The organism is Pseudomonas sp. GW821-FHT04C07 (assembly GCF_059420325.1).
Map to the genome: position 1 here is coordinate 125,445 of NZ_JBWKTM010000002.1, position 21,580 is coordinate 147,024.

General features: G+C 57.5%; 17 protein-coding genes. 10 read left to right on the forward strand and 7 right to left on the reverse strand.

The genetic code is table 11. From position 1 onward, the window contains the following. Positions 1-135 precede the first annotated feature (135 nt). Positions 136-699 (forward strand): alkyl hydroperoxide reductase subunit C, encoded by a 564-nt coding sequence (gene ahpC / locus AC07UI_RS04245; protein ID WP_419119408.1) that lies wholly within the window; start codon positions 136-138, stop codon positions 697-699. A 137-nt stretch (positions 700-836) separates the two neighbouring features. Next, positions 837-2,399, forward strand: coding sequence for an alkyl hydroperoxide reductase subunit F (gene ahpF, locus AC07UI_RS04250; protein WP_494991302.1), 1,563 nt, complete (start codon positions 837-839; stop codon positions 2,397-2,399). 165 nt (positions 2,400-2,564) lie between these two features. Here ahpF and gloA read toward each other — a convergent pair whose 3' ends face one another. Next, a complete protein-coding gene (gene gloA, locus AC07UI_RS04255) occupies positions 2,565-3,086 on the reverse strand; it encodes a lactoylglutathione lyase (RefSeq protein ID WP_494991303.1) in 522 nt (173 codons plus the stop codon). Between the two features lie 196 nt (positions 3,087-3,282). Between gloA and AC07UI_RS04260 the strand changes: the two genes are divergently transcribed. Beyond that, the gene (locus AC07UI_RS04260) at positions 3,283-3,819 is read left to right on the forward strand and encodes a DUF4946 domain-containing protein (RefSeq protein ID WP_494991718.1); all 537 of its coding nucleotides are present in this window, start codon (positions 3,283-3,285) and stop codon (positions 3,817-3,819) included. A gap of 180 nt (positions 3,820-3,999) precedes the next feature. Here AC07UI_RS04260 and AC07UI_RS04265 read toward each other — a convergent pair whose 3' ends face one another. The 3 genes from AC07UI_RS04265 to AC07UI_RS04275 all read right to left on the reverse strand — a co-directional run bounded on the left by AC07UI_RS04265 (position 4,000) and on the right by AC07UI_RS04275 (position 7,145). Then, positions 4,000-4,362, reverse strand: a complete 363-nt coding sequence (locus AC07UI_RS04265) for a histone-like nucleoid-structuring protein, MvaT/MvaU family (protein ID WP_494991304.1) — start codon at positions 4,360-4,362, stop codon at positions 4,000-4,002. A 246-nt stretch (positions 4,363-4,608) separates the two neighbouring features. Continuing rightward, positions 4,609-6,150, reverse strand: coding sequence for an EAL domain-containing protein (locus AC07UI_RS04270; protein WP_494991305.1), 1,542 nt, complete (start codon positions 6,148-6,150; stop codon positions 4,609-4,611). Positions 6,151-6,272: 122 nt separating this feature from the next. Beyond that, positions 6,273-7,145 carry a LysR family transcriptional regulator gene (locus AC07UI_RS04275; RefSeq protein ID WP_494991306.1) on the reverse strand — a complete coding sequence of 291 codons (873 nt, stop codon included), beginning with the start codon at positions 7,143-7,145 and terminating at the stop codon, positions 6,273-6,275. Between the two features lie 77 nt (positions 7,146-7,222). Between AC07UI_RS04275 and AC07UI_RS04280 the strand changes: the two genes are divergently transcribed. The 3 genes from AC07UI_RS04280 (at position 7,223) to hpaR (ending at position 10,048) form a co-directional block, all read left to right on the forward strand. Continuing rightward, positions 7,223-8,167: a DMT family transporter gene (locus tag AC07UI_RS04280; RefSeq protein WP_494991307.1), complete on the forward strand. Its 945-nt coding sequence runs from the start codon at positions 7,223-7,225 to the stop codon at positions 8,165-8,167. Between the two features lie 260 nt (positions 8,168-8,427). Further along, positions 8,428-9,504, forward strand: a complete 1,077-nt coding sequence (hppD, locus tag AC07UI_RS04285; RefSeq protein ID WP_494991308.1) for a 4-hydroxyphenylpyruvate dioxygenase — start codon at positions 8,428-8,430, stop codon at positions 9,502-9,504. A gap of 121 nt (positions 9,505-9,625) precedes the next feature. Beyond that, positions 9,626-10,048 (forward strand): homoprotocatechuate degradation operon regulator HpaR, encoded by a 423-nt coding sequence (gene hpaR, locus AC07UI_RS04290; protein WP_494991309.1) that lies wholly within the window; start codon positions 9,626-9,628, stop codon positions 10,046-10,048. A gap of 19 nt (positions 10,049-10,067) precedes the next feature. Here the strand turns inward: hpaR and rarD are convergent, their stop codons facing one another. The 3 genes from rarD to AC07UI_RS04305 all read right to left on the reverse strand — a co-directional run bounded on the left by rarD (position 10,068) and on the right by AC07UI_RS04305 (position 13,918). Then, positions 10,068-10,949, reverse strand: coding sequence for an EamA family transporter RarD (gene rarD / locus AC07UI_RS04295; RefSeq protein WP_494991310.1), 882 nt, complete (start codon positions 10,947-10,949; stop codon positions 10,068-10,070). A gap of 286 nt (positions 10,950-11,235) precedes the next feature. After that, positions 11,236-12,249 carry an aldo/keto reductase gene (locus AC07UI_RS04300; RefSeq protein WP_494991311.1) on the reverse strand — a complete coding sequence of 338 codons (1,014 nt, stop codon included), beginning with the start codon at positions 12,247-12,249 and terminating at the stop codon, positions 11,236-11,238. 358 nt (positions 12,250-12,607) lie between these two features. Next, entirely contained in the window at positions 12,608-13,918 is a 1,311-nt protein-coding gene (locus AC07UI_RS04305) for an MFS transporter (protein WP_494991312.1), read from the reverse strand. 172 nt (positions 13,919-14,090) lie between these two features. On the opposite strand from AC07UI_RS04305, the gene AC07UI_RS04310 reads away from it, so the two are divergent. From AC07UI_RS04310 to AC07UI_RS04325, 4 genes are all read left to right on the forward strand, one after another. Then, positions 14,091-15,218: a sugar diacid recognition domain-containing protein gene (locus AC07UI_RS04310; RefSeq protein ID WP_494991313.1), complete on the forward strand. Its 1,128-nt coding sequence runs from the start codon at positions 14,091-14,093 to the stop codon at positions 15,216-15,218. Positions 15,219-15,618: 400 nt separating this feature from the next. After that, a complete protein-coding gene (locus AC07UI_RS04315) occupies positions 15,619-16,761 on the forward strand; it encodes a glycerate kinase (protein ID WP_494991314.1) in 1,143 nt (380 codons plus the stop codon). A gap of 406 nt (positions 16,762-17,167) precedes the next feature. Further along, complete coding sequence (locus tag AC07UI_RS04320) at positions 17,168-19,135, forward strand: hypothetical protein (RefSeq protein ID WP_494991315.1); 1,968 nt, start codon at positions 17,168-17,170, stop codon at positions 19,133-19,135. A 237-nt stretch (positions 19,136-19,372) separates the two neighbouring features. Beyond that, positions 19,373-21,529, forward strand: a complete 2,157-nt coding sequence (locus AC07UI_RS04325) for an autotransporter outer membrane beta-barrel domain-containing protein (protein ID WP_494991316.1) — start codon at positions 19,373-19,375, stop codon at positions 21,527-21,529. Positions 21,530-21,580: the final 51 nt, after the last annotated feature.

Below are 21,580 nucleotides of genomic sequence, written 5' to 3' on the forward strand. Positions count from 1 at the left end.
AACATTTTCTTCTATTAACACAGCGTGCTAATAGCCAAAACCAATCGGCGGCATCATCTTTGCCAATGAGCCATCAGGAAGTTGAGTGGGTAGGATTCACCTCATCAACTTTTCAACCCTGACGGAGAGTCACCGATGCCTATCATCAACAGCCACGTTAAACCGTTCAAAGCAACCGCATTCAAAAACGGCGCATTCGTCGAAGTGTCGGACGCCGATCTGAAAGGCAAATGGTCTGTCGTGTTCTTCTACCCGGCCGACTTCACCTTCGTATGCCCGACCGAGCTGGAAGACCTGGCTGATAACTACGCCGAGTTCCAGAAGCTGGGCGTAGAAATCTACAGCGTGTCGACCGACACCCACTTTGCTCACGCTGCCTGGCACAACACTTCGCCTGCTATCGAAAAAATCCGCTACACCATGATTGGTGACCCGACCCATGTGATCTCCCGCAACTTCGACGTGCTGATCGAAGAAGTCGGCCTGGCTGACCGTGGCACCTTCGTGATCAACCCTGAAGGCCAGATCAAAATCGTCGAACTGAACGACGGCGGTGTAGGCCGCGACGCTTCCGAGCTGCTGCGCAAGATCAAAGCCGCTCAGTATGTCGCTGCTCACCCAGGCGAAGTTTGCCCAGCCAAGTGGAAAGAAGGCGAGGCCACTCTGGCGCCGTCTCTGGACCTGGTCGGCAAGATCTAAGTCCGTGAGTCGATTGAGGGCGATGAGCTCTTGAGCCTGTAAACCGCATCGCCCCAAAAAAACGCCTGGGCGAATCTGCCCGGGCGTTGTTTTTTCTACCGTCCTGCCTCTCTACCAAAAACATGGAAATCGCCCGTATGTTGGACGCCAATCTAAAAGCTCAGTTGAAGTCATACCTGGAACGGGTCACCCAGCCGATCGAGATCGTCGCCTCCCTCGACGACGGTGCGAAATCCCAGGAAATGCTCGCGTTACTCAAGGACGTTGCCAGCCTTTCCAGCCTCATTACCTTGCTCGACAACGGTACCGATGCGCGCAAGCCATCGTTCTCGTTGAACCGCCCGGGAAGCGATATCAGCCTGCGCTTCGCCGGCATCCCTATGGGCCACGAATTCACTTCGTTGGTGCTCGCCTTGCTGCAAGTCGGCGGCCACCCTTCGAAGGCCAGTAGTGAGGTGATCGAACAGATCCGCTCGCTCAAAGGCGAGTTCAACTTCGAGACTTATTTCTCGCTGTCTTGCCAGAACTGCCCGGACGTGGTCCAGGCGCTGAACCTGATGGCGGTGCTTAACCCGAACATTCGTCACGTTGCCATTGACGGCGCGCTGTTCCAGGACGAAGTCAATGATCGTCAGATCATGGCGGTGCCAAGCGTTTACCTGAACGGGGTCAACTTCGGCCAGGGCCGTATGGGCCTGGAAGAAATCCTCGGCAAGATCGACACTAGCGGCATCGAGCGCCAGGCTGAAAAGATCAGCGCCAAAGAGGCCTTTGATGTGTTGGTGGTGGGCGGTGGCCCGGCCGGTGCTTCGGCTGCGATCTACGCTGCCCGTAAAGGCATTCGTACCGGTGTCGCTGCCGAGCGTTTTGGTGGGCAGGTGCTGGACACCATGGCCATCGAAAACTTCATTTCGGTCCAGGAAACCGAAGGGCCGAAACTGGCCGTGGCCCTGGAAGAACACGTCAAGCAATACGACGTCGACATCATGAATCTGCAGCGCGCCGATGCGCTGATTCCCGGCAAGAGCGGGGCGCTTCACGAAGTCAAATTCGCCAGCGGCGCATCGCTCAAAGCCAGGACGGTCATCCTCGCGACCGGCGCCCGCTGGCGTGAAATGAACGTCCCGGGCGAGCAGCAATACCGTAACCGTGGCGTAGCTTACTGCCCGCACTGTGACGGCCCGCTGTTCAAGGGCAAGCGCGTGGCGGTGATCGGTGGCGGCAACTCGGGTGTCGAGGCGGCCATCGACCTGGCCGGTATCGTGGCGCACGTCACGCTCCTGGAGTTCGATGTGCAGCTACGCGCCGATGCGGTATTGCAGCGCAAGCTGCACAGTCTGCCGAACGTTACGGTGATCACCCATGCGCAAACTACTGAAGTGACCGGCGATGGGCAGAAGGTCAACGGCTTGCTCTACAAGGATCGGCAGTCAGGCGAAGTGTTGAATGTCGAGCTGGAAGGTATCTTTGTGCAGATCGGTTTGCTGCCCAACACCGATTGGCTGAAGGGTACGATCGAGCTGTCGCCTCGTGGTGAGATTATTGTCGATGCACGCGGCGAGACTTCACTGCCGGGGGTGTTCGCTGCCGGTGACGTGACCACGGTGCCGTATAAGCAGATTGTCATTGCAGTGGGCGAGGGTGCCAAGGCATCGCTCAGCGCGTTCGATCATTTGATTCGCACGTCCGCTCCTGCATAAATCCTCGATGCAGAAACATAACCCCTGTGTGATCGTTCCCACGCTCCGCGTGGGAATGCAGCCCGTGACGCTCTGCGTCACATCCAAAGCGGACGCGGAGCGTCCGTTGAGGCATTCCCACGCAGAGCGTGGGAACGATAATGTGCTGGATCACTTATGGGTGGTTTACAGTGGTGCCGGCTGAATGATTTCAACCCAGTAGGCGTCCGGGTCCTTGATGAAGGCCAGGCTCTTCATGCGGCCGTCGCTCAGGCGTTTCTGGAAGTCCACACCCAGTGCTTCAAAGCGCTCGCACGCGGCGCGGATATCCGGCACCGAGATGCAGATATGGCCGAAGCCTCGTGGGTCGGTATTGCCGTTATGGTAGGCAAAATCCGCATCGTTTTCGGTGCCGTGGTTGTGGGTCAGTTCGAGAATGCCGGGAATCGACTTCATCCACTCGGTACGCGCGCCAGCGTCAGCCGGGATCTGCGCTTTATCAACCAGGGCCAGGAAGTACAGACTGAATTCGGCTTCCGGGAAGTCGCGTTTTTCCACCAGGGAGAAACCCAGGATGCGGGTGTAGAAGTCCAGCGACCTGGTGATGTCCTTCACCCGTAGCATGGTGTGGTTGAAGACGAATTTCTGAGTGGCAGTGTCGGGCTGGGCGGTCACACCCGGGAAAGTGTTCAGTTCGTGCAGGCTCATGGGCCCTCCAGAAAATAAGTGGGGCAAACGGCGCTCCAGGTCACGAGCGGTCCCCTGGCTTGCGGTTGATTGGGTGGACCAATGATACGCAAGCGTTGCTGGCAGCGCCAAACCAAACGTCAACAGACCCTGGCCTATTGCCTGGTGACGTTGCGGGCCTCAAACTTTATCGTTCGACCCGCGAGTGCTCATTGCAATGATCCGACCCTATAAAACCCTATTCGTTTTGACAGGCCTGTTGCTTGGCAGTGCTGGCATTCAGGCTGCCGACCCGGTTATCACCTGGCCCAACGGCTGGGAAGTGGAGGTGTTGCCGCAAGAAGGCTCAACGCTTGAGTCCTCGCCCAAAGTGTCCAGGCAGCGAGCGGTCAAGAATGATCAAAGCGCAACTCCGGTCATGGTCATGGAGTTGACCATGACTCAGATTGACGCCGGGCATCAGGTCAATCTGCAGGGGGTGTTGCTGGAAATGCGCAAGTCCGTGCAAAAGGATTTCGTTTCGGGGGGATATCAAAGCGTTTGCAACAAAATCCACTCAGCCACATTGAGTCGGCTGTCGGCGCTTGAAACCACTTGCACCATCACGCAAAACGGGCGGCACGTACTGTCTCAAACATTAGTCGCTGCGGTTGATGGCGATAAAGCTTATGTTCTTTCCTATGCAGGGCAAGCAGAGGCTTATGCGGCGAGCCAGGATGAGATACTCGTTGCACGAAACAGCCTGAAACTTTAATTGTTTGTTCAATCGTTACGGATTTTGCGCCGGGATTTGCTGTTAGCTAGTCGAGGGGGCAAGTACAAAGTTGTGGTGTGGGCCGGGTATTTCTAACGGGCTCGACAACCATCGTTAGATTGACTGCCGCCCTAAACGAAAAGGCCCTGCATGTGCAGGGCCTTGATGTGGCGCAATCGCTTAAGCTCGCAGCCAGGACTCAACGGTGGCGGCACCGTACTGTTCCTTCCAGGCTTTCAAGCCGCGGTGATTACCGCCCTTGGTTTCAATCAGTTCACCGGTATGCGGGTTGTGATAAACCTTGACCACGCGGGCCCGACGCGTCTTCGGAGCAGCCACAAGCGGGCTGGATTTACCCAGCTTCGGATCGAGGATGGCGATGATGTCGCGCAGGCTCTTGCTATAGGTTTTCATCAGGCCCTGGAGCTTTTCTTCGAATTCGATTTCTTTCTTGAGCCCGGCGTCATTCTTCAGCGATTCCAGCTGCGCAAGCTGTTCTTGAAGGGCCTTTTCAGCGGCACGAAATTCAGCGAGTCTGGACAATATCTTCACTCCAATAGTGTATTTGGCTGATACCAACCGCAAACAAAGCTATAAGCCAAGAGCCTTAGGACGAGTCGGTGATAATGGCTCACCTGCAATCTTGCACAGGCAGCAAAAATTGTAGTAGTTAATGCATCAAGAGTAAATCATGTCTTTTTGTTCATCGGGTGGATAAGAGTCGCCCGATGCAATGTGCTGCATGATTCAATTGCAACATGGGGATTTTTGTCCGGTAAGCCTCTCTATTTAATGGTGATTTAATGTCAGGAGGAATTCATCTCCGGGCATGGGCCGAGCGAATAGATAGCCTTGCAGAAAATCCACACCTTGTGCCGTGAGATAGTCGCGTTGTTCGGGTGTTTCGACACCTTCTGCAACGATACCCAGGTCGAGCTTGCCTGACAGTTCAATGATGCTGTCGAGTATATGACGGGACAGGGCGTCGACTCCGATCATCGCTACAAAGCTCTGGTCTATTTTCAAGAAGTCCACATTGAATTGGCGCAAATAGCCCAGGCTCGAGTGGCCTGTGCCGAAATCGTCGATGGCGATCATGACACCCAGCTCATGGAGTTGTTTGAAGAGCTCCCGGGTGATGTCTGTTGGCTCGATCAGCTCGCGCTCAGTCAACTCCAGAACGAGCGTGACTTTGCCGGGTGGGAATGCGCCGAGAAACTCCCGGCAGTCTTCAACCAGCTCCAGGTCATGGCAGTGGCTGGCGGTGATGTTGATACCGATATGGAAGCCATCATTGAATGACTGGGCATGTGGGGCCAGCAATGCAGCGGTTTGCCGCATCAATGAGCGGGTCATCGGGACGATCAATCCGCAGTGCTCGGCAAACGGGATAAACAGGTCCGCACGCACCAGGCCTTCTTTGGGGTGTTGCCAGCGCATCAACACTTCCATACCGGCCCATTGCTTGTTATCGCCGCGTACCACGGGCTGGAAGTAGGGAATGAACTCAGCTGCCTTCAATGCACGTTGTAACTCATGGCTTGGCGAGGATGAGTGCTTCTGCAGCCGATGGCCGATGGTTCCGGAAATTACACCGAAGAAGATCAGCAGGCTGAAAAGAGCCGGGTACCTGGCCTTCATATAGCGCCAGACTTCGCCCTCAGGCATACCAGCTTCGACACTATAGGCATAGCGCGATGACTTTAGATGGTTGGGGGCCACGGGGAAGACCGGTAAACGCGAGTCGTGAACCTGGCCATCGGCGGATAACCAGTTGGAACCTACCTGGAGCACGAGGTCTGTATAGCGGCTTATCAAACGCAGTGCATTGGTCAGATGGTAACCATCGATGGTTGCAAGAGCTCCCTGACTGCCCTCGCTCAATCGATAGACAAGCACGGCAGTATTTGGCGTGACGGGGTTGCCACTCATCAGCCACAGTTTCCCTTCGACATAATCTTCAGGGTCAAGCACTGAAACAGCGCTGTTGCCATACAGAGAACTGCAATAGTTACTGTTATTCCAGATCAGGTTGGTAGAGCGCACGAAAGGGCGACGGGTGACTTGCTCGCGAAGTGCCAACTGTTTGTCGTCATCACAAGACGGTCCCGCGAGGGGGAGAATCTCCCGTGCCGCCATCGCGGTGTTATCGAGCATCAAGTCAAATTGGCGCACCGCCTCTTCGGCGGTTTGTGCGGTGGCCTGCTCCAGTGTGCGCTGCGCTTGCGTATACAGGATGGCGAACCCAAGCACTACGGGCATCGCTGCAGTCAAAACGGTAATTGCAATACGGCGGGTCCGTTGCTGACGACTTTTAACAGTCAATGGCATTTGCGAAACCTATAGCGAAGTAAGAACGGTAGGGCTCTCAAATGCGGGTAGGGCAATGACTTTTCTCCCAAAAAGAGTTCATGCACCGGCCATGATAGTTGGTGCACGCACTTTACGCTTTTTCATCGGTAATCGAGGCTCAAGGCCAACTTGATGAAGGCCAGTGTCGCCGGCGATGCCTGCCGTTGATCCAGTACTGCCAGACCCACCTGACGCTTGACCTGAGGACACAGCGCTCTTTTTACATACCGGTCGTCTGCGCAGTTCGGTAGCGACAACTCGGCGACGATCGTCAAGGCGTCACCGCGGCTGACGGTCTCCAGTGTGCTGAGCAACTGCGAGCTTCGATAACGAATGTCGGGCGTCAATCCGGATGCGGTGAACAGCCTTGAAACCAGCTCCGATGAGCCCGCCTGCGTGAGAATGAACGGGTCGTCGCACAGGTCTTTCAAGGTCACGCCTTTCTTCGCGGCCAGCGCATGATCGACCGGGATCAGCGCGACCATCTGGTCTTCGACCAATGCATACGTATCGAAGCGCTCTTCAGGCAATACCACAAATCCGATATCGATCCGCCGCTCTTCGAGCCACTGGACGACCTGATGGTCCGGGCCTTCGTCGATGTGCACCTCAATCCCTGGATGGGCTGCACGATAGGGCTGCAGAATCATCGGCAGAAGTCTCATCGATGACGTCGGCCCAAAGGAGCCAATGCGCAAAGTACCGCGTTTCATGCCGCGCGCATCGGCGGCTTCCTGTTGCATGGTGTTGGCCAGGCCCAGCATGGCCCGGGCGCGCAACACCAATTGCTGGCCGATGTCACTCAGTTCGACCTGGGACTGATGCCTTCTGAGCAGCTCGACGCCAAGCTCTTGCTCCAGCGATTTGATGGCGTGGGATACCGCCGATTGGGTAATTCCCAGGCGGGTCGCGGCGCTGGTAAAACCGCGCAGCTCGGCAACCAGCGAAAAGATCTCGAGTTGGGTCAGGGTCATGAGTTTTTACTCATTTTACGATGATCATGTATTAGGTGAAGAATACGCCATCCCCTGCCTTCGCGCCCGAGAGTGTTATGAGAACCGATGTAAACGCTGTCCCGATTGAATCCGATGTGCCGGTTTACCTGAAGCTGGCGGCGGTCACGATGATCTGGGGCGGGACTTTTGTCGCTGGACGTTTCCTGGCCGACACGCTCAACCCGTTGCTCGCGGCGAGCGTGCGCTTTCTGTTGGCCAGTCTGGCGTTACTGCTGTTCATGGCGCTGGCGCGTATCCCCTTGGCGCGCCCCAACCTCAAGCAATGGCTGCAGTTGGCCGTGTTGGGGTTCTTCGGGATCTTTTTCTATAACCTGTGTTTTTTCTATGGATTGCATTACATCAACGCCTCGCGCGCTTCGCTGATCGTGGCGTTGAACCCGGCAGTCATCGCCCTCGCGTCGTGGCTGTTGTTCAGGGAGCGCTTGAGTCGGGCGAGAGTTTTCGGCATCGGGATTTGCCTCGCAGGGGCGGGCCTGGTGATCGTCAGTCGAAATCAGCAACTGTTCAACGGCGCTGCGAATGCCTGGGTCGGTGACTTGCTGATTTTCGGCTGCGTGCTGGGCTGGGGAACCTACTCGCTGTATTCCAAAGGCCTGAACCAGGCTCTGGGGTCACTGCAAACCGTGACCTATTCGATCCTGATCGGCACCGTGATGCTCTGGGCGACCAGCGCAGCGCGCGGTGAACTGAGTATCGAGGTGCTGGCAAGCCTCAACCCCAGGCAGTTTTTCAGCCTGCTTTATTTGGGCGTGCTGGGTTCGGCGCTGGCCTATATCTGGTACTACGACGGTATCCGAAAAATCGGCGCAACCCGTTCCGGCGCTTTCATCGCCCTCAACCCGCTGACTGCGGTAATTCTGGGAGCACTGCTGCTGGGTGAGCAACTGACCCTGCCGATGTACCTGGGCGGCGGGTTGATTCTGGGGGGCATCTACCTGTGCAACAAACCCCTTGCACTGGCGTCAAAAAAGGGGATTTGATACAGAATGCGGACAAACTGTTTTACGCTGTGTAGAATCGGTTTACGCATATAAGAATAAGTCTTCTGGCAGCAGAAGCCTCGCCCGTACGAGAATGGGTCGACATGAAGCTACTAGGGTTCCAATTGATTTTCGGTGATTTCCTCGCCCGCAGCGTGCGGGGGATCTCCTGCGCGCCGCCCGTCGGCTTCAGCATTGATAGCAACTAACGATCCGTTAATTCCAGCTGTTAATTCTAAAAGCATGATGAGGCGCCAACCATGGCAGATTTATACGAAAACCCGATGGGCCTGATGGGCTTTGAGTTCATCGAATTCGCATCGCCGACCCCAAACACGCTCGAACCGATCTTCGAGATCATGGGGTTCAGCAAAGTCGCAACCCATCGCTCCAAAGACGTGCACCTGTATCGCCAGGGCCACATCAACCTGATCCTCAACAACGAACCCCACAGTGTCGCCTCGTACTTCGCGGCCGAGCACGGCCCGTCGGTTTGCGGCATGGCGTTTCGTGTCAAGAATGCCCAGCAGGCGTTTGCCCGTGCCCTCGAACTTGGTGCCCAGCCGATTCACATCGAGACCGGCCCGATGGAGCTGAACCTGCCGGCGATCAAAGGGATCGGCGGCGCGCCGCTGTACCTGATCGACCGTTTCGGCGAAGGTAGCTCGATCTACGACATCGATTTCGTGTTCATCGAAGGTGTTGACCGCAACCCGGTCGGGGCTGGCCTGAAAATCATCGATCACCTGACCCACAACGTGTATCGCGGTCGCATGGCGTATTGGGCGAATTTCTACGAGAAGCTGTTCAACTTCCGTGAAATCCGGTACTTCGACATCAAGGGCGAATACACCGGCCTGACCTCCAAGGCCATGACCGCCCCGGACGGCATGATCCGCATTCCACTGAACGAAGAATCGTCCAAGGGCGCAGGGCAAATCGAAGAGTTCCTGATGCAGTTCAACGGCGAGGGCATTCAGCACGTTGCCTTCCTGACCGACGATCTGCTCAAGACCTGGGATCACCTGAAGAAAATCGGCATGCGCTTCATGACCGCGCCACCGGAAACCTACTACGAGATGCTCGAAGGTCGTTTGCCGAACCACGGTGAACCGGTCGAAGAACTGCAATCGCGCGGGATTCTGCTGGACGGTTCATCCGAGCCGGGCGACAAACGCCTGCTGTTGCAAATCTTCTCGGAAACCCTGATGGGGCCGGTGTTCTTCGAATTCATCCAGCGCAAGGGCGATGATGGCTTCGGCGAGGGCAACTTCAAGGCGCTGTTCGAATCCATCGAACGTGACCAGGTTCGCCGCGGTGTGCTTGCAACCGAGTAATCAGTTGCTGAAGTAAAAGAGCCCGGCTGCAGCATTCTGCAGCCGGGTTTTCTTTTGCGTGTCGGATGGCGATAGTGAATGTGTTAATGTTTTTCTTTCCAGCCTTTTGACCGATCCTCTTATGACCCATCCAAGACCTTCTTTGACATTGACCCTGCTTCAGGCCCGTGAAGCGGCCATGGCGTTTTTCCGACCTTCGCTCAATCAGCATGACCTGACCGAGCAGCAGTGGCGGGTCATCCGCATCCTGCGCCAGAACGGCGAACTGGAAAGTCACCAGTTGGCAAAAATGGCCTGCATCCTGCCGCCAAGCATGACCGGGGTGTTAACCCGTCTTGAGCGCGATGAGTACGTCAGCCGCCGCAAATCCTCTGAAGATCAGCGACGTTTGTTCATCAAACTGACCGAGAAGGGCGAGGCCTGTTTCGTCTCCATGAGCGGTGACATGGAGATCAACTACCAGAAGATCCAGCAGCAATTCGGCGAAGAAAAGATGCAGGCACTGCTGGCACTCCTCAACGAGCTGAAACAAATCAAGCCCTGACTCAAACGGGCCGTTTGAGTCAGGATTTGCGATGGCGTGCCAGGTGTTTAAACCCTTCGAAGACCAACACCAGCACCGCCAGCCAGATCGGGATATAGGTCAGCCATTCCCCCGCACCGATGCTTTCTCCCAGCAGCAGGGCGACGCCGAGCAGCAGCACCGGCTCGACATAACTGAGCAGCCCGAACAGACTGAAGGCCAACAGCCGGCTGGCGATGATGTAGCTCACCAGCGCCGATGCGCTGATCAGCCCAAGCAGCGGGATCAGCAGGTATAGCCACGGGTGCTGCCCGACCACGCCGAAACCTTGCTCACCGCTTTGCACGAACCATAACGCCACCGGCAATAGCAAGGTCATGTCGAGCCACAATCCACCCAGGTTGTCTGCGGCCAGGCGTCGGCGCAGCACGAAATAGGTCGGATAACCGATGGCCACCAGCAAGGTCGTCCAGGAGAAGCTGCCGACCTGATACAACTCATTGACCACGCTGAGGCTCGCGAAGAATGCCGCGATCTTTTGCAGGTGAGAAAGACGCTCGCCGTAAACGAGTCGTCCGGTCAGAACCATGGTCAGTGGCAGTAGAAAATAGCCAAGGGATACATCCAGGCTATGCCCGTTCAGTGGCGCCCACATGAACAACCACAGCTGCACGCCGAGCAATGCCGAAGAAAGCAGCAGGCCCAGCGCCAAAACAGGTTTGTCGAGCAGGCGTTTGATCAGTGCGACGGCGTGTTTCCATTCGCCCGAGGCGAACATGAAGACGGTCATGCACGGCGCGGTCAAGAGCATGCGCCAGCCAAAAATTTCTACGCCGCTGAGGGGCGAGAGCAGCGATGTGTAGAAATACATGACGGCGAACAGCACCGATGCCAGAACCGATAAAGCAATACCTTTTGACACACTGTCCTCGCGAGACCTGGAGTGAGCGTAAACGGGTGCAGAGGATAGCGGTTTTGGGGAAAGAATATCGCTCATCCTGGGCTGAGCGGCGGTACTGCCTTCGCAGGTAAGGCAGTACCGCCGCTCAGTTAAGGACATGAGGTCTCTAGGGAGCGAGCTTGCTCCGGGCGGCGTTCCGACGATGGGCCCAAGGGCGGTGCGTTTATTCAGAAAACACGCGTTATCGTTAACGTCCATCGCGAGCAATCGAGCGTCGACCGGCTGCTCCTACAGGGGTGGGATTGACTCAAGTATTACGCGGTACCCGTCCGGAAACGAAGTGACTGACATCGTTGTAGCCCGGAGTAGAGGAGTGGCCCGGGGTCACCAGCGAGTCGATAAAGGCTTCGTCTTCGGCAGTGATTTTCACCGCCAACGCCTTGGTGTAGGCGTCCCACTGTTCTTCGGTACGCGGTCCGACGATGGCTGAGCTGACTGCTGCATTGTTCAGCACCCAGGCGATGGCAAATTCGACGATGCCGACGCCACGGCCCTGGGTGTATTGCTGGATCTGTTGGGCAATGCGCAGGGATTCGACCCGCCATTCGGTTTCCAGGATGCGTTTGTCCTGCCGCCCGGCGCGGCTGTTGACGTCCGGCGTGACATCGGGCGCGTATTTGCCGCTGAGCACGCCACGGGCCAACGGGCTGTAGGGCACCACGCCGAGACCGTAGGCACTGGCGGCGGTGATCTGCTCTGTCTCGGCCTGACGGTTGACGATGTTGTACAGCGGCTGACTGATCACCGGCCGGTCGACCCCGAGTTTATCCGCCACGCGAATCACTTCAGCAATGCGCCAGCCGCGGTAATTGGACAGTCCCCAGTAGCGGATCTTGCCCTGGCGCAGCAGGTCGCCAATGGCGGAAACGGTGACCTCCAGCGGCGTGTTGTGGTCTTCGCGGTGCAGGTAGTAGATGTCCAGGTAATCGGTGCCCAGCCGGGTCAGGCTGGCCTCGATAGCGTTGAAGAGATGCTTGCGGCTCAAACCCGTGCGATTCGGTACGCCGTCTACCGGGCCGTAACCGACCTTGGACGCGACGACCCACTCCTGACGGCGACTGGCAATCGCTTCGCCGACGATCTCCTCGGAGCGCCCGCCAGTGTAGACATCCGCGGTGTCGATAAAGTTGATGCCCTGATCCCAGGCCTTGTCGATGATCCTCAGGGAGTCCTCGGTGCTGGTCTGTTCGCCGAACATCATCGTGCCCAGGGTCAGGGCGGACACTTGCAGACCGGATTGGCCGAGGGTGCGGTAGCTCATGTTCGAAATCCTCTTTCGGGTTGAGTGTGGGCATACACAAAAACGAGGTTCTTTATTACACCGTTCTGTGTTCCCTCTCAATGCTCCTGGCTTGCGATCCGCGTTGCCGGTGGGAAAAGATCGCAGCCTTCGGCAGCTCCTACGCCGACCGTGTTTGGCAAAGATCTGTCGGATACACACACACCGTTTGATCGTTCCCACGCTCCGCGTGGGAATGCCGCCCTGGACGCTCTGCGTCCGCTCTGGATGTGACGCGGAGCGTCACGGGATGCATTCCCACGCGGAGCGTGGGAACGATCAAACCATCAATAGTCGAGATACAAGGAGCTGCCGAAGGCTGCGATCTTTTGATCTTCGGCTACGCGCGCAGCGTACGGGTCATGCGCAGCGCCAGCAGGCTACCGGCAACGATCACCCCGGCCAGCAGATACAGCGCAGCGTCGGTCGAACCGGTGCTGTCCTTGACCCAGCCGACCAGGTATGGACTCAGGAAACCAGCCATCTGCCCCATGGAGTTGATCAGCGCCAGGCCACCCGCCGCCGCACCGGCGCTGAGCATCGCAGTAGGCACCGGCCAGAACATCGGCAAGCCGGTGAGGGCGCCCATGGTGGCGATGCTCAGGCCAAGAATGGCGACGGCCGGATGCGTCGCGAAGTTGACGGCGATCAGCAAGCCCACCGCACCCATCAGCATTGGCACCACCAAGTGCCAGCGACGCTCTTTGTGCAGATCGGCTGAACGACCGACCATCAGCATGAACACCGCAGCCAGCAGATAGGGAATCGCACTGATCCAGCCGATCACCAGATTGTCGCTGAACCCCAGGCTTTTGATGATCGATGGCAGCCAGAAGTTGATCGCGTAAACGCCACTCTGGATGCAGAAATAAATCAGGCCGAAGGCCCAGATCGCCGGATTCTTGAACACCGCCAGCAGTGAGTCGGTGGTGCTTTTTGGCTTGTTTGCCCGATCTTCAGCCTGATCCGCTTCGAGTACCGCACGCTCTTGCGGGGTCAGCCATTTGGCGTTGGCGAAGTTGTCGCTGAGCAGGAAGAACGCCAGTGCGCCGAGAATCATCGTCGGAATGCCTTGCAGCAGGAACATCCACTGCCAACCGGCCAAACCGCCTTGACCCGCCGCGAAGTGGTTGAGGATCCAGCCGGAGAACGGGCTGCCGAGCAGGCCGGAAACCGGGATCGCCGACATGAACAACGCCATGATGCGGCCACGGCGGAAGGTCGGGAACCACTGCGAGAGGTAGAGCACCACGCCGGGGAAGAACCCGGCTTCAGCCGCACCGGTGAACAGCCGCAGAGTGTAGAACTCGGTCGGGGTGGTGACGAACAACAGGCAGGTCGAGAGCATGCCCCAGGTGATCATCATCAGCGCGATCCAGCGCCGTGGGCCGAACTTCGTTAACGCCAGATTGCTCGGTACGCCACACAGCACATAGCCGATAAAGAAGATCCCGGCACCGAGGCCGTACACGGTTTCGCTGAACTTCAGCGCGTCGAGCATCTGCAGCTTGGCAAATCCAACGTTGACCCGGTCGAGGTAGTTGAACAGGTAGCAGATGAAAATGAAGGGGATCAGGCGCAGGGTAATGCGCTTGTAGACGGCATTTTTGTGGTCAGCTGTGACCAGTGTGGCCGCGGCGCTCTGGGACATGGCGGGTCTCTCTTTATTATGATTTTTTGCGATGCGAGGGTAACGTTGATCGCACCAAGAGTCTCGGTCACCCCAGGGTTCCTGTCTTTGTGCCTGCGCACAGGGTTTGGACGCTTGCCCTGTGCCGCTGAACAATCACTAATAAGAAACTGCCTTCAAGGATCACGCTGCTATGTTCGAACTGGATCATGACCTGGCGCAGGATATCGTCGACCGGGCGATGGCCATCCTGCCCTATAACGTCAACGTCATGGACAGCCAGGGCCTGATTCTGGGCAGTGGCGAGCCGGAGCGGGTCAACACCCGCCATGAAGGTGCGCAGTTGGTGCTGGCCAATGGTCGTGTCGTGGAAATCGATGAGCAGACCGCCAAACACCTCAAAGGCGTGCAACCGGGGATCAATCTGCCGTTGTTCCTCGACCAGCGACTGATCGGCGTGTTGGGCATCACTGGTGATCCGGACCAGTTGCGAACCTACGCGCAGCTGGTGCGTATGACCGCCGAGATGCTTGTGGGCCAACGTAACCAGCAGGACGAACAACAATGGCGGCGCCAGCGTTGCGATGATCTGCTGGCCTTGTTACTCAGCGAGGCCGGAGATTCACCACGCTTGATTGACGAGGCCCAACAGCTGGGGCTCAAACCGCAGCTGCCGCGCATTCCTTATCTATTTGAACTGGGGCTGGAACATGGCCCCGGGCAGACCGTTGAAGCATTGAGTGCCTGGCTGGCTTCGCGATATCCCGACAGCTGGTGTGTGAGTTCGGCCAAGTCATCGTTGCTGTGGTGTCGCGCGGCGACGCTGTCGATTGAAAATGAACGGCTGCTGGAAAAACTCGACGGCCAGGGCTGGAACATACTGCGTATCGCCGTCGGTGGTCAGGCCGATGGTCTGCAAGGGTTGCGCCGCTGTTACCGGCGAGTTGGTGACCTGCTGGCCTACGGGCGCGATGTGCTGCCACAGAGCCGCTTGCTGACACTGAACCGCTATCGTCTGCCGGTGATGCTCTGGCGCCATCGCAACGATGATGCCCTCGATGAACTGCTTAATCCGTTGCGCAAGGTCATCGCCAAGGACAGTAACGGCCAGTTGCTGGCGACCCTGCGCAGTTGGTGTGAACACGACGGTCAGAGCCAGGCCTGTGCTGACGCTTTGGGGATACACCGCAACAGCCTGCGCTACCGGATGGAGCGCATCGCCGAACTGAGCGGAGTCGATCCGTTGCGACTCGATGGGATGCTGGCGCTTTATCTCGGGGTGCAGCTGCTGCCGCAGACCGATGCTCCCGCCACCCCTTAGACTCGGCTTGCCGGTGATGGTGATCTTGAAGGCGCCATCGCGAGCAAGCTCGGCTCCTACAGCAATTTGCGCACGACGGTCAGAGGCCGGGCCTGTGCCGAGGCCTTGGGTATCCACCGCAACAGCTTGCGATGGGATGCTGGCGCTGTATCTGGGGGTGCAGCTGTTGCCTCAAACCGACGCTCACCCTTGACAATGGTCAACGCAAATCCCGTAGGAGCACGGCTTGCCGGCGATGGCGTCGTTGAGGTCGCCATCGCGAGCAAGCTCGGCTCCTACAGTAATTGAGGTGGCGGCTTTGTGACAATGAACAATAAACCCACCCGGTACTTGTGCAGCGGACCGGCGTTATTCCTGATTCCAACTGGCAGCATGGCTCCATTGGAACTGGAGAACTCACATGAAAATCATCATCGCCCCCGATTCGTTCAAGGACAGCCTGAGTGCCATCGGTGTGGCCGATGCCATCGCCCTCGGGCTGGCGGAGGTCTGGCCGGACGCGCAACTGCTCAAGTGCCCGATGGCGGACGGAGGTGAGGGCACGGTCGAAGCGATTCTCGCCGCGCGCGATGGCGAGTTGCGCAGCACTCAAGTGCAAGGTCCGTCAGGTCTACCGGTGCAGGCCTGTTGGGGCTGGTTGCCGCAGAGCCGCACCGCAATCATCGAAATGGCCGAGGCCAGCGGTTTGCAGCTGGTTGCGATCGGCCAGCGTGATGCCTGCTCCAGCAGCACTTATGGCACTGGCCAGTTGATTGGCGCGGCGCTCGATGCCGGCGCGCAACGGATCATTCTGGCCATCGGCGGCAGTGCCACCAATGACGGCGGCGCCGGTGCGATGCAGGCGTTAGGCGTGCGCTTGCTCGACAGTCAGGGACAAGCATTGAGCCGGGGCGGTCTGGCACTCAAAGCGCTGAGCCGGATCGAACTGGACGCAATGGACCCGCGTCTGGCCCAGGTCCGTTTCGAAATCGCCGCGGACGTCAACAATCCACTCTGTGGTGCCCACGGCGCCTCAGCGATATTCGGCCCGCAGAAAGGCGCCTCGCCTGAACAGGTGCAGCAGCTGGACCAGGCCCTCGGGCACTTCGCCGATCACTGCGCTCAAGTGCTGGCCAGGGACGTGCGTGACGAACCCGGCAGTGGCGCCGCCGGCGGTTTGGGGTTTGCCGCCAAGGCATTTCTGCATGCGCAGTTCCGCCCCGGCGTGGAAGTGGTGGCTGAACTGGTCGGTCTGGCAGCAGCCGTACGCGGCGCCGACCTGGTGATCACCGGCGAGGGCCGTTTTGATGCCCAGACCTTGCGTGGCAAAACCCCCTTTGGTGTCGCGCGGATTGCTAGTCAACAAGGGGTGCCGGTGATTGTGATCGCCGGCACCCTGGGCGAGGGGTATGCGCAGATGTATGAACACGGCGTCGATGCCGCGTTTGCCTTGCCGTCGGGGCCGATGAGTCTTGCGCAGGCCTGCGCTAATGCGCCGCAATTGTTGCGCGAGCGGGCAGGGGATATTGCGCGGGTCTGGCGGTTGGCGGTTGGCAAGTCTTAATCCAACGATCGTTCCCACGCTCTGCGTGGGAATGCCGCCCCGGACGCTCCGCGTCCGCTCGTGTGACGCAGAGCGTCACTGGATGTATTCCCACGCGGGAGCGCGGGAACGATCTCTAATCGCCCGCAAGTCTTGAAGCCATCCTGAGGGGCACTCGTTGCCCGTCCTCGAGCGCTGTTTCATGTGCTGTACAGCGTGCTTTACCTAACCACTGTATAGGCGACCACCTGTCAACTCTGACAGTATCGCGCTCTGAAAAACCGGTGCTTAATTCGCTCAGGCTTTTACGGCCGGGCAGAACGACAAGGCGCTTTGCAGTAGTTGAGCCATGCATGGACTGCCAGACAAGTTTTTAAGGTCATGAACCTTTTCATGGCTGAACTAAAACGGATTTGGAGAAATAAGCATGGCTATATATGAAAAACTAACGGCTGAGCAGGTGCGGGCCAATTATCGTGAAGAGTTCTTTGTCGCCGATCTACTGCCCCCCACAATCGTGGATGCTCTTGATGCCAGTGGCTTGATACATAGCAGTAAGCTTAGTGCTCCGTTGAAAGTCAGTATTCCATTGTGGGATGAGCGGCCTCCTATTCCAGGGCAGGTAAACGTATTGACGATGGAGTGGCTGCCTGCCAGTTCAACCGATTACTTGCCTATCGGCATTCCAGAAGAAATTGCTGACCCCAGTACGTTTCCTGATAGCAACTTCCCCCTGCAGAGGACAATCCCTGAATTAATTTTCGATAATTATGAAGGCATTTTTCAGTTTCGTTATCGCGTGAGCAACTGGAATGGCGGGGGGGAAAGAGAATCCCCAGCAGCCCAAGTGACCATCGACAGGACCGGGCCGATTTGGGCAGATCCAGAACACGCCGTGATCGATATTGATGAAAACTTGATCACCGATGCTGTGCTAGTGCGCGATGGCGGTGTCAAATGCACGATCCCGGATTTTATTGAGGCGAATAGGGTCGATGTGATGGTTCACGTCGCCTGGCTGGATAGAGTGCCGTTGCCGTCGGAGGATCTTGCTCAGTTTATCGTGCTTTCGCGATTGCTTCCTCCAGACCGCAAAGTGTTGATACCTGCCAGTGCTGTCATAGCCTATGGCTCGACAACCCAATACGCTGTGGCCTTCTTGATAGACAAGGCCGGTAACCGTGGTGAAATATCATTACCGGCTACGGTTCCGGTTGCACTGGGTACGCTGCCCAGTGCCTTGCGGCCTTGCACCGTGCCTCTGGCTCTTGATGGCGTGGTTGATCGGGCCGACGCGGCTTTTCCAACCAAGGTGCATATCGAGTCGTACACCGGGTGGGGCAACGATGATGGCATCGTAGTGAAGTGGGGGACGAATCTCGCTCGGACTTCGGTCGGTGCGCATTTGCCGTTTCCTCTGGCCATCACCGTACCCTGGCCCCATATGGCACGAGAGTACGATTTTAACTCGGCCACGCATGTGCAACCGGTCGCGGTGGACTACCAGGTATTCAGGGGCGATGTCGGCTTCGCTTCGCCAGGCGGCATCTCGGTCAATACGGACTTCGCGATTCCCGGGCCGGTTAACCCAAACCCTGAGCCGATCAATCCGAGTCTGAATTTAATTGTCTTCGAGAGTTTCAGTGGCAGCAGTACCGAATTGACGTTGGCCGATGTCGGTGAAGATGCAACAGCGTCTATCGAACTGTTTGATGATCCCGAAATCGGCGATACATTGACGCTTTATTACAATGGCGTTGCTGTTATTTCGTCTTCTAACCCTTATGTTGTCGACGGTACTGAGACTGCAAACCAGGTCATCGACATCGTCATACCGTGGGCCGATATCGAACTCACTCCGGTCATGGATGACTTGCCGATGTACTACACCCTGACGCGCGCGGGCTTCGCTAACCCGCAGGAATCAGATCGCACCACCATCGATGTTTTCGTGGAAACCGTCGATCTTCCTGCGCCGGAATTTCCTGAAGCTTTGATCAACTGCAACAGCCTGAGGCAGCAAACTCCGGGTAGTGGGCCATGGGGGGTCTTCATACACATACCCGCATCGAATTACCTGAAAGAAGGTGCAACAGTAGCGCCGGACTGGAAGACCTACGAATATGACGGCACTACGTTAATACCCGACACCGAACACACTGAGAGTCTGACTGTTTCCTCAGAGCAAGAGCGGAACGGTATCGACTGGTTTGTTCCCTATGATGAATGTCTAAAGCCCACCTACAGACCCCCTGTTTCTGGCGGTAAGGGCAAGATGAATTACACCATCACTGTTCGCGGCAATCCCGAGCCGTCGCCCACCATTGACGTTATTGTCGCTGTATTTGAAGGCAACGGCTCAGGCAACGACCACTGCCTAATCCCCAGACCTTAAGCTCATTCAACGGCAGGCAGCAGGAGGGAGGAATCTTCCTTCTGCCTATCGTTGAATGTGTTGAGGTTTGGGATAAGTCCTACAGACGTATCCGTGCGTTCTGAGTAACTTTGCCGCCCCAATGCGTAGGGCACAGCCATCAGCCCTGACGAACTCCAGTTCAACGACTTTTTGCGGTGCTTGATGAACCCTAAACGAACCTTTGCCTTACATCCTCTTTCGGTATCACTGAAGTGGATGACGCTCCTGCCCCTGTTGCTGACCAGCACTCACTCGCTGGCGAGAATCATTGATGGCAATAGCAGCCCACCCGTGACGATTGACGGCAGCGTTGCTGCCGATCAGTACCTGCTGAGAAACGGGGCGAACCTGACGGCCAATGGTGCGGCAACCAACGACATCCGGGCTGAAACCAACTCATCCTTGACCCTGAACGGTTCGGCGGTGACTTCGGTTGCCAGCAACATCGGCGTTGAGCTGGTCGATAGCCGCGCAACCATCACCGGCAGCACTGTCACCGGGAACAGACTTGGCCTGTCGCTTGGTTACAACACCGCCGCCCCTGCGGGTTCCTCGGCAACAGTGACTGGCAGTGTCATTACGGGGGGCTCTACCGGCATTCTGGCCGGGGACCTGAGTGATCTGACCCTGGTCCGATCCACGGTCACCGCCAGCAATTCCACCGGGACCGGCCTTCAGTTGGCCAATGGAACCGTCTCGGCAACGGCCAGTACCATTCGCGGAGGCGATCAAGGGGTGCTCTTTGTACCCAGCGGTAATGTCGGCACGCCCGGGCGTCTGGTACTCAACGACACACTGGTACAAGGTCAAACCGGCTCGGCGATTGTCGTCAACGACTTTGGCCTGGCACCGGTTTCAGCCACGATCGAAGTGAATGACGGTTCCACCCTGGTGGGTGGTAACGGGCGAATCCTGGAAGTCGATGGCACATCGACGGCCAACATGACGGTCGATAACAGCCACCTGGTGGGTGACGTCGTTGCGGGCTCCGGTGCCACGGCCAATATCACCTTGCAAAATCAATCGACCCTGACCGGCCGGCTCGACAATGTCAGCCAGCTGACCGTCAATAGCGACGCCCGGTGGGTGATGGTCGGTGACGGCAACGTTGCCAACCTGGCACTCAACGGCGGTGGCGTCCAGTTCGGCAACCCCGGCGAATTTTTCAAGTTGACGGTGGGCAATCTGTCGGGTGAGGGCGGCACGTTCTACATGCACACCAACTTCGGTCAGGTCGATACCCTGACCGTCACCGGTACAGCCACGGGCAATCACGACGTCAGGATCGATGCCAGTGGTTCCGAACCGGTGGCTGCCGCTTCCTTACCGGTCATCCACATTGCTGACGGCGACGCAAGGTTTTCATTGCTCGGCGGTCCTGTGGACCTGGGCACGTACTCCTATGACCTGATAAAGCAGGGCAATAACGACTGGTACTTGAACACGGCGTCGCGGGTGATCAGCCCAGGCACCCAGTCGGTACTGGCATTGTTCAACACCGCGCCCACGGTCTGGTACGGCGAGCTGACCACCTTGCGCAGTCGCATGGGCGAAGTGCGGATGGACGGCGGCCAGGCCGGCGGCTGGATTCGCGCCTACGGTAACAAGTTCGATGTCAGCACCGGTTCCGGCGTGGATTACAAGCAAACCCAGCAAGGCCTGTCGTTCGGTGCCGATGCGCCGTTGCCGGTCGGTGACGGCCAGTGGTTGGTGGGTTTGCTGGGCGGTTACAGCAAATCCGATCTCAACCTGAGCCGCGGCACCAGCGGTACGGTCGACAGTTACTATGTCGGCGCCTACACCACTTGGCTGGATGAGCCCAGCGGTTACTACTTTGACGGCGTGTTGAAGTTCAACCATTTCGAGAACGAGGCCGACGTACAGCTTAGCGACGGCAGCAAAACCAAGGGTAGTTACAACAACAACGGTGTCGGAGCATCCCTTGAATTCGGGCGGCATATCAAGCTGGCCGATGACTATTTTGTCGAGCCGTACACTCAATTGTCGGGCGTGGTAATCCAGGGCCAGAGTTATGACCTGGACAATGGGCTGGCAGCGGACGGTGATCGTACTCGCTCATTGCTGGGCAAACTTGGCGCCACCGCCGGGCGCAACTTCGATCTGGGCGAGGGCAAGGTCGTACAGCCTTATGTTCGCGCCGCTTACGTGCATGAGTTCGCCAAGAACAATGAAGTCGAAGTCAATAACAATGTGTTTAACAACGACCTGTCCGGCTCCCGTGGCGAGTTGGGCGCCGGGATCGCGATGACCCTGACCGACAAGGTTTCGCTGCACGCAGATGTTGATTACAGCAACGGCGAGAAGATCGAACAGCCGTGGGGTTTCAACATCGGTGCTCGCTATAGCTGGTGATCACGCCGAAAGATGATACGGGGGGAGTGAACGCCTTCCCCCGTTTTTTTT

Coding starts and splice junctions, on each gene's coding strand:
- AC07UI_RS04280 (WP_494991307.1), top strand. CDS start 7,223: ATGAGAACCGATGTAAACGCTGTCCCGATTGAATCCGATGTGCCGGTT.
- AC07UI_RS04275 (WP_494991306.1), bottom strand. CDS start 7,145: ATGACCCTGACCCAACTCGAGATCTTTTCGCTGGTTGCCGAGCTGCGC.
- AC07UI_RS04300 (WP_494991311.1), bottom strand. CDS start 12,249: ATGAGCTACCGCACCCTCGGCCAATCCGGTCTGCAAGTGTCCGCCCTG.
- AC07UI_RS04270 (WP_494991305.1), bottom strand. CDS start 6,150: ATGCCATTGACTGTTAAAAGTCGTCAGCAACGGACCCGCCGTATTGCA.
- gloA (WP_494991303.1), bottom strand. CDS start 3,086: ATGAGCCTGCACGAACTGAACACTTTCCCGGGTGTGACCGCCCAGCCC.
- ahpF (WP_494991302.1), top strand. CDS start 837: ATGTTGGACGCCAATCTAAAAGCTCAGTTGAAGTCATACCTGGAACGG.
- AC07UI_RS04310 (WP_494991313.1), top strand. CDS start 14,091: ATGTTCGAACTGGATCATGACCTGGCGCAGGATATCGTCGACCGGGCG.
- hpaR (WP_494991309.1), top strand. CDS start 9,626: ATGACCCATCCAAGACCTTCTTTGACATTGACCCTGCTTCAGGCCCGT.
- AC07UI_RS04305 (WP_494991312.1), bottom strand. CDS start 13,918: ATGTCCCAGAGCGCCGCGGCCACACTGGTCACAGCTGACCACAAAAAT.
- AC07UI_RS04315 (WP_494991314.1), top strand. CDS start 15,619: ATGAAAATCATCATCGCCCCCGATTCGTTCAAGGACAGCCTGAGTGCC.
- ahpC (WP_419119408.1), top strand. CDS start 136: ATGCCTATCATCAACAGCCACGTTAAACCGTTCAAAGCAACCGCATTC.
- AC07UI_RS04320 (WP_494991315.1), top strand. CDS start 17,168: ATGGCTATATATGAAAAACTAACGGCTGAGCAGGTGCGGGCCAATTAT.
- AC07UI_RS04260 (WP_494991718.1), top strand. CDS start 3,283: ATGATCCGACCCTATAAAACCCTATTCGTTTTGACAGGCCTGTTGCTT.
- hppD (WP_494991308.1), top strand. CDS start 8,428: ATGGCAGATTTATACGAAAACCCGATGGGCCTGATGGGCTTTGAGTTC.
- AC07UI_RS04325 (WP_494991316.1), top strand. CDS start 19,373: ATGACGCTCCTGCCCCTGTTGCTGACCAGCACTCACTCGCTGGCGAGA.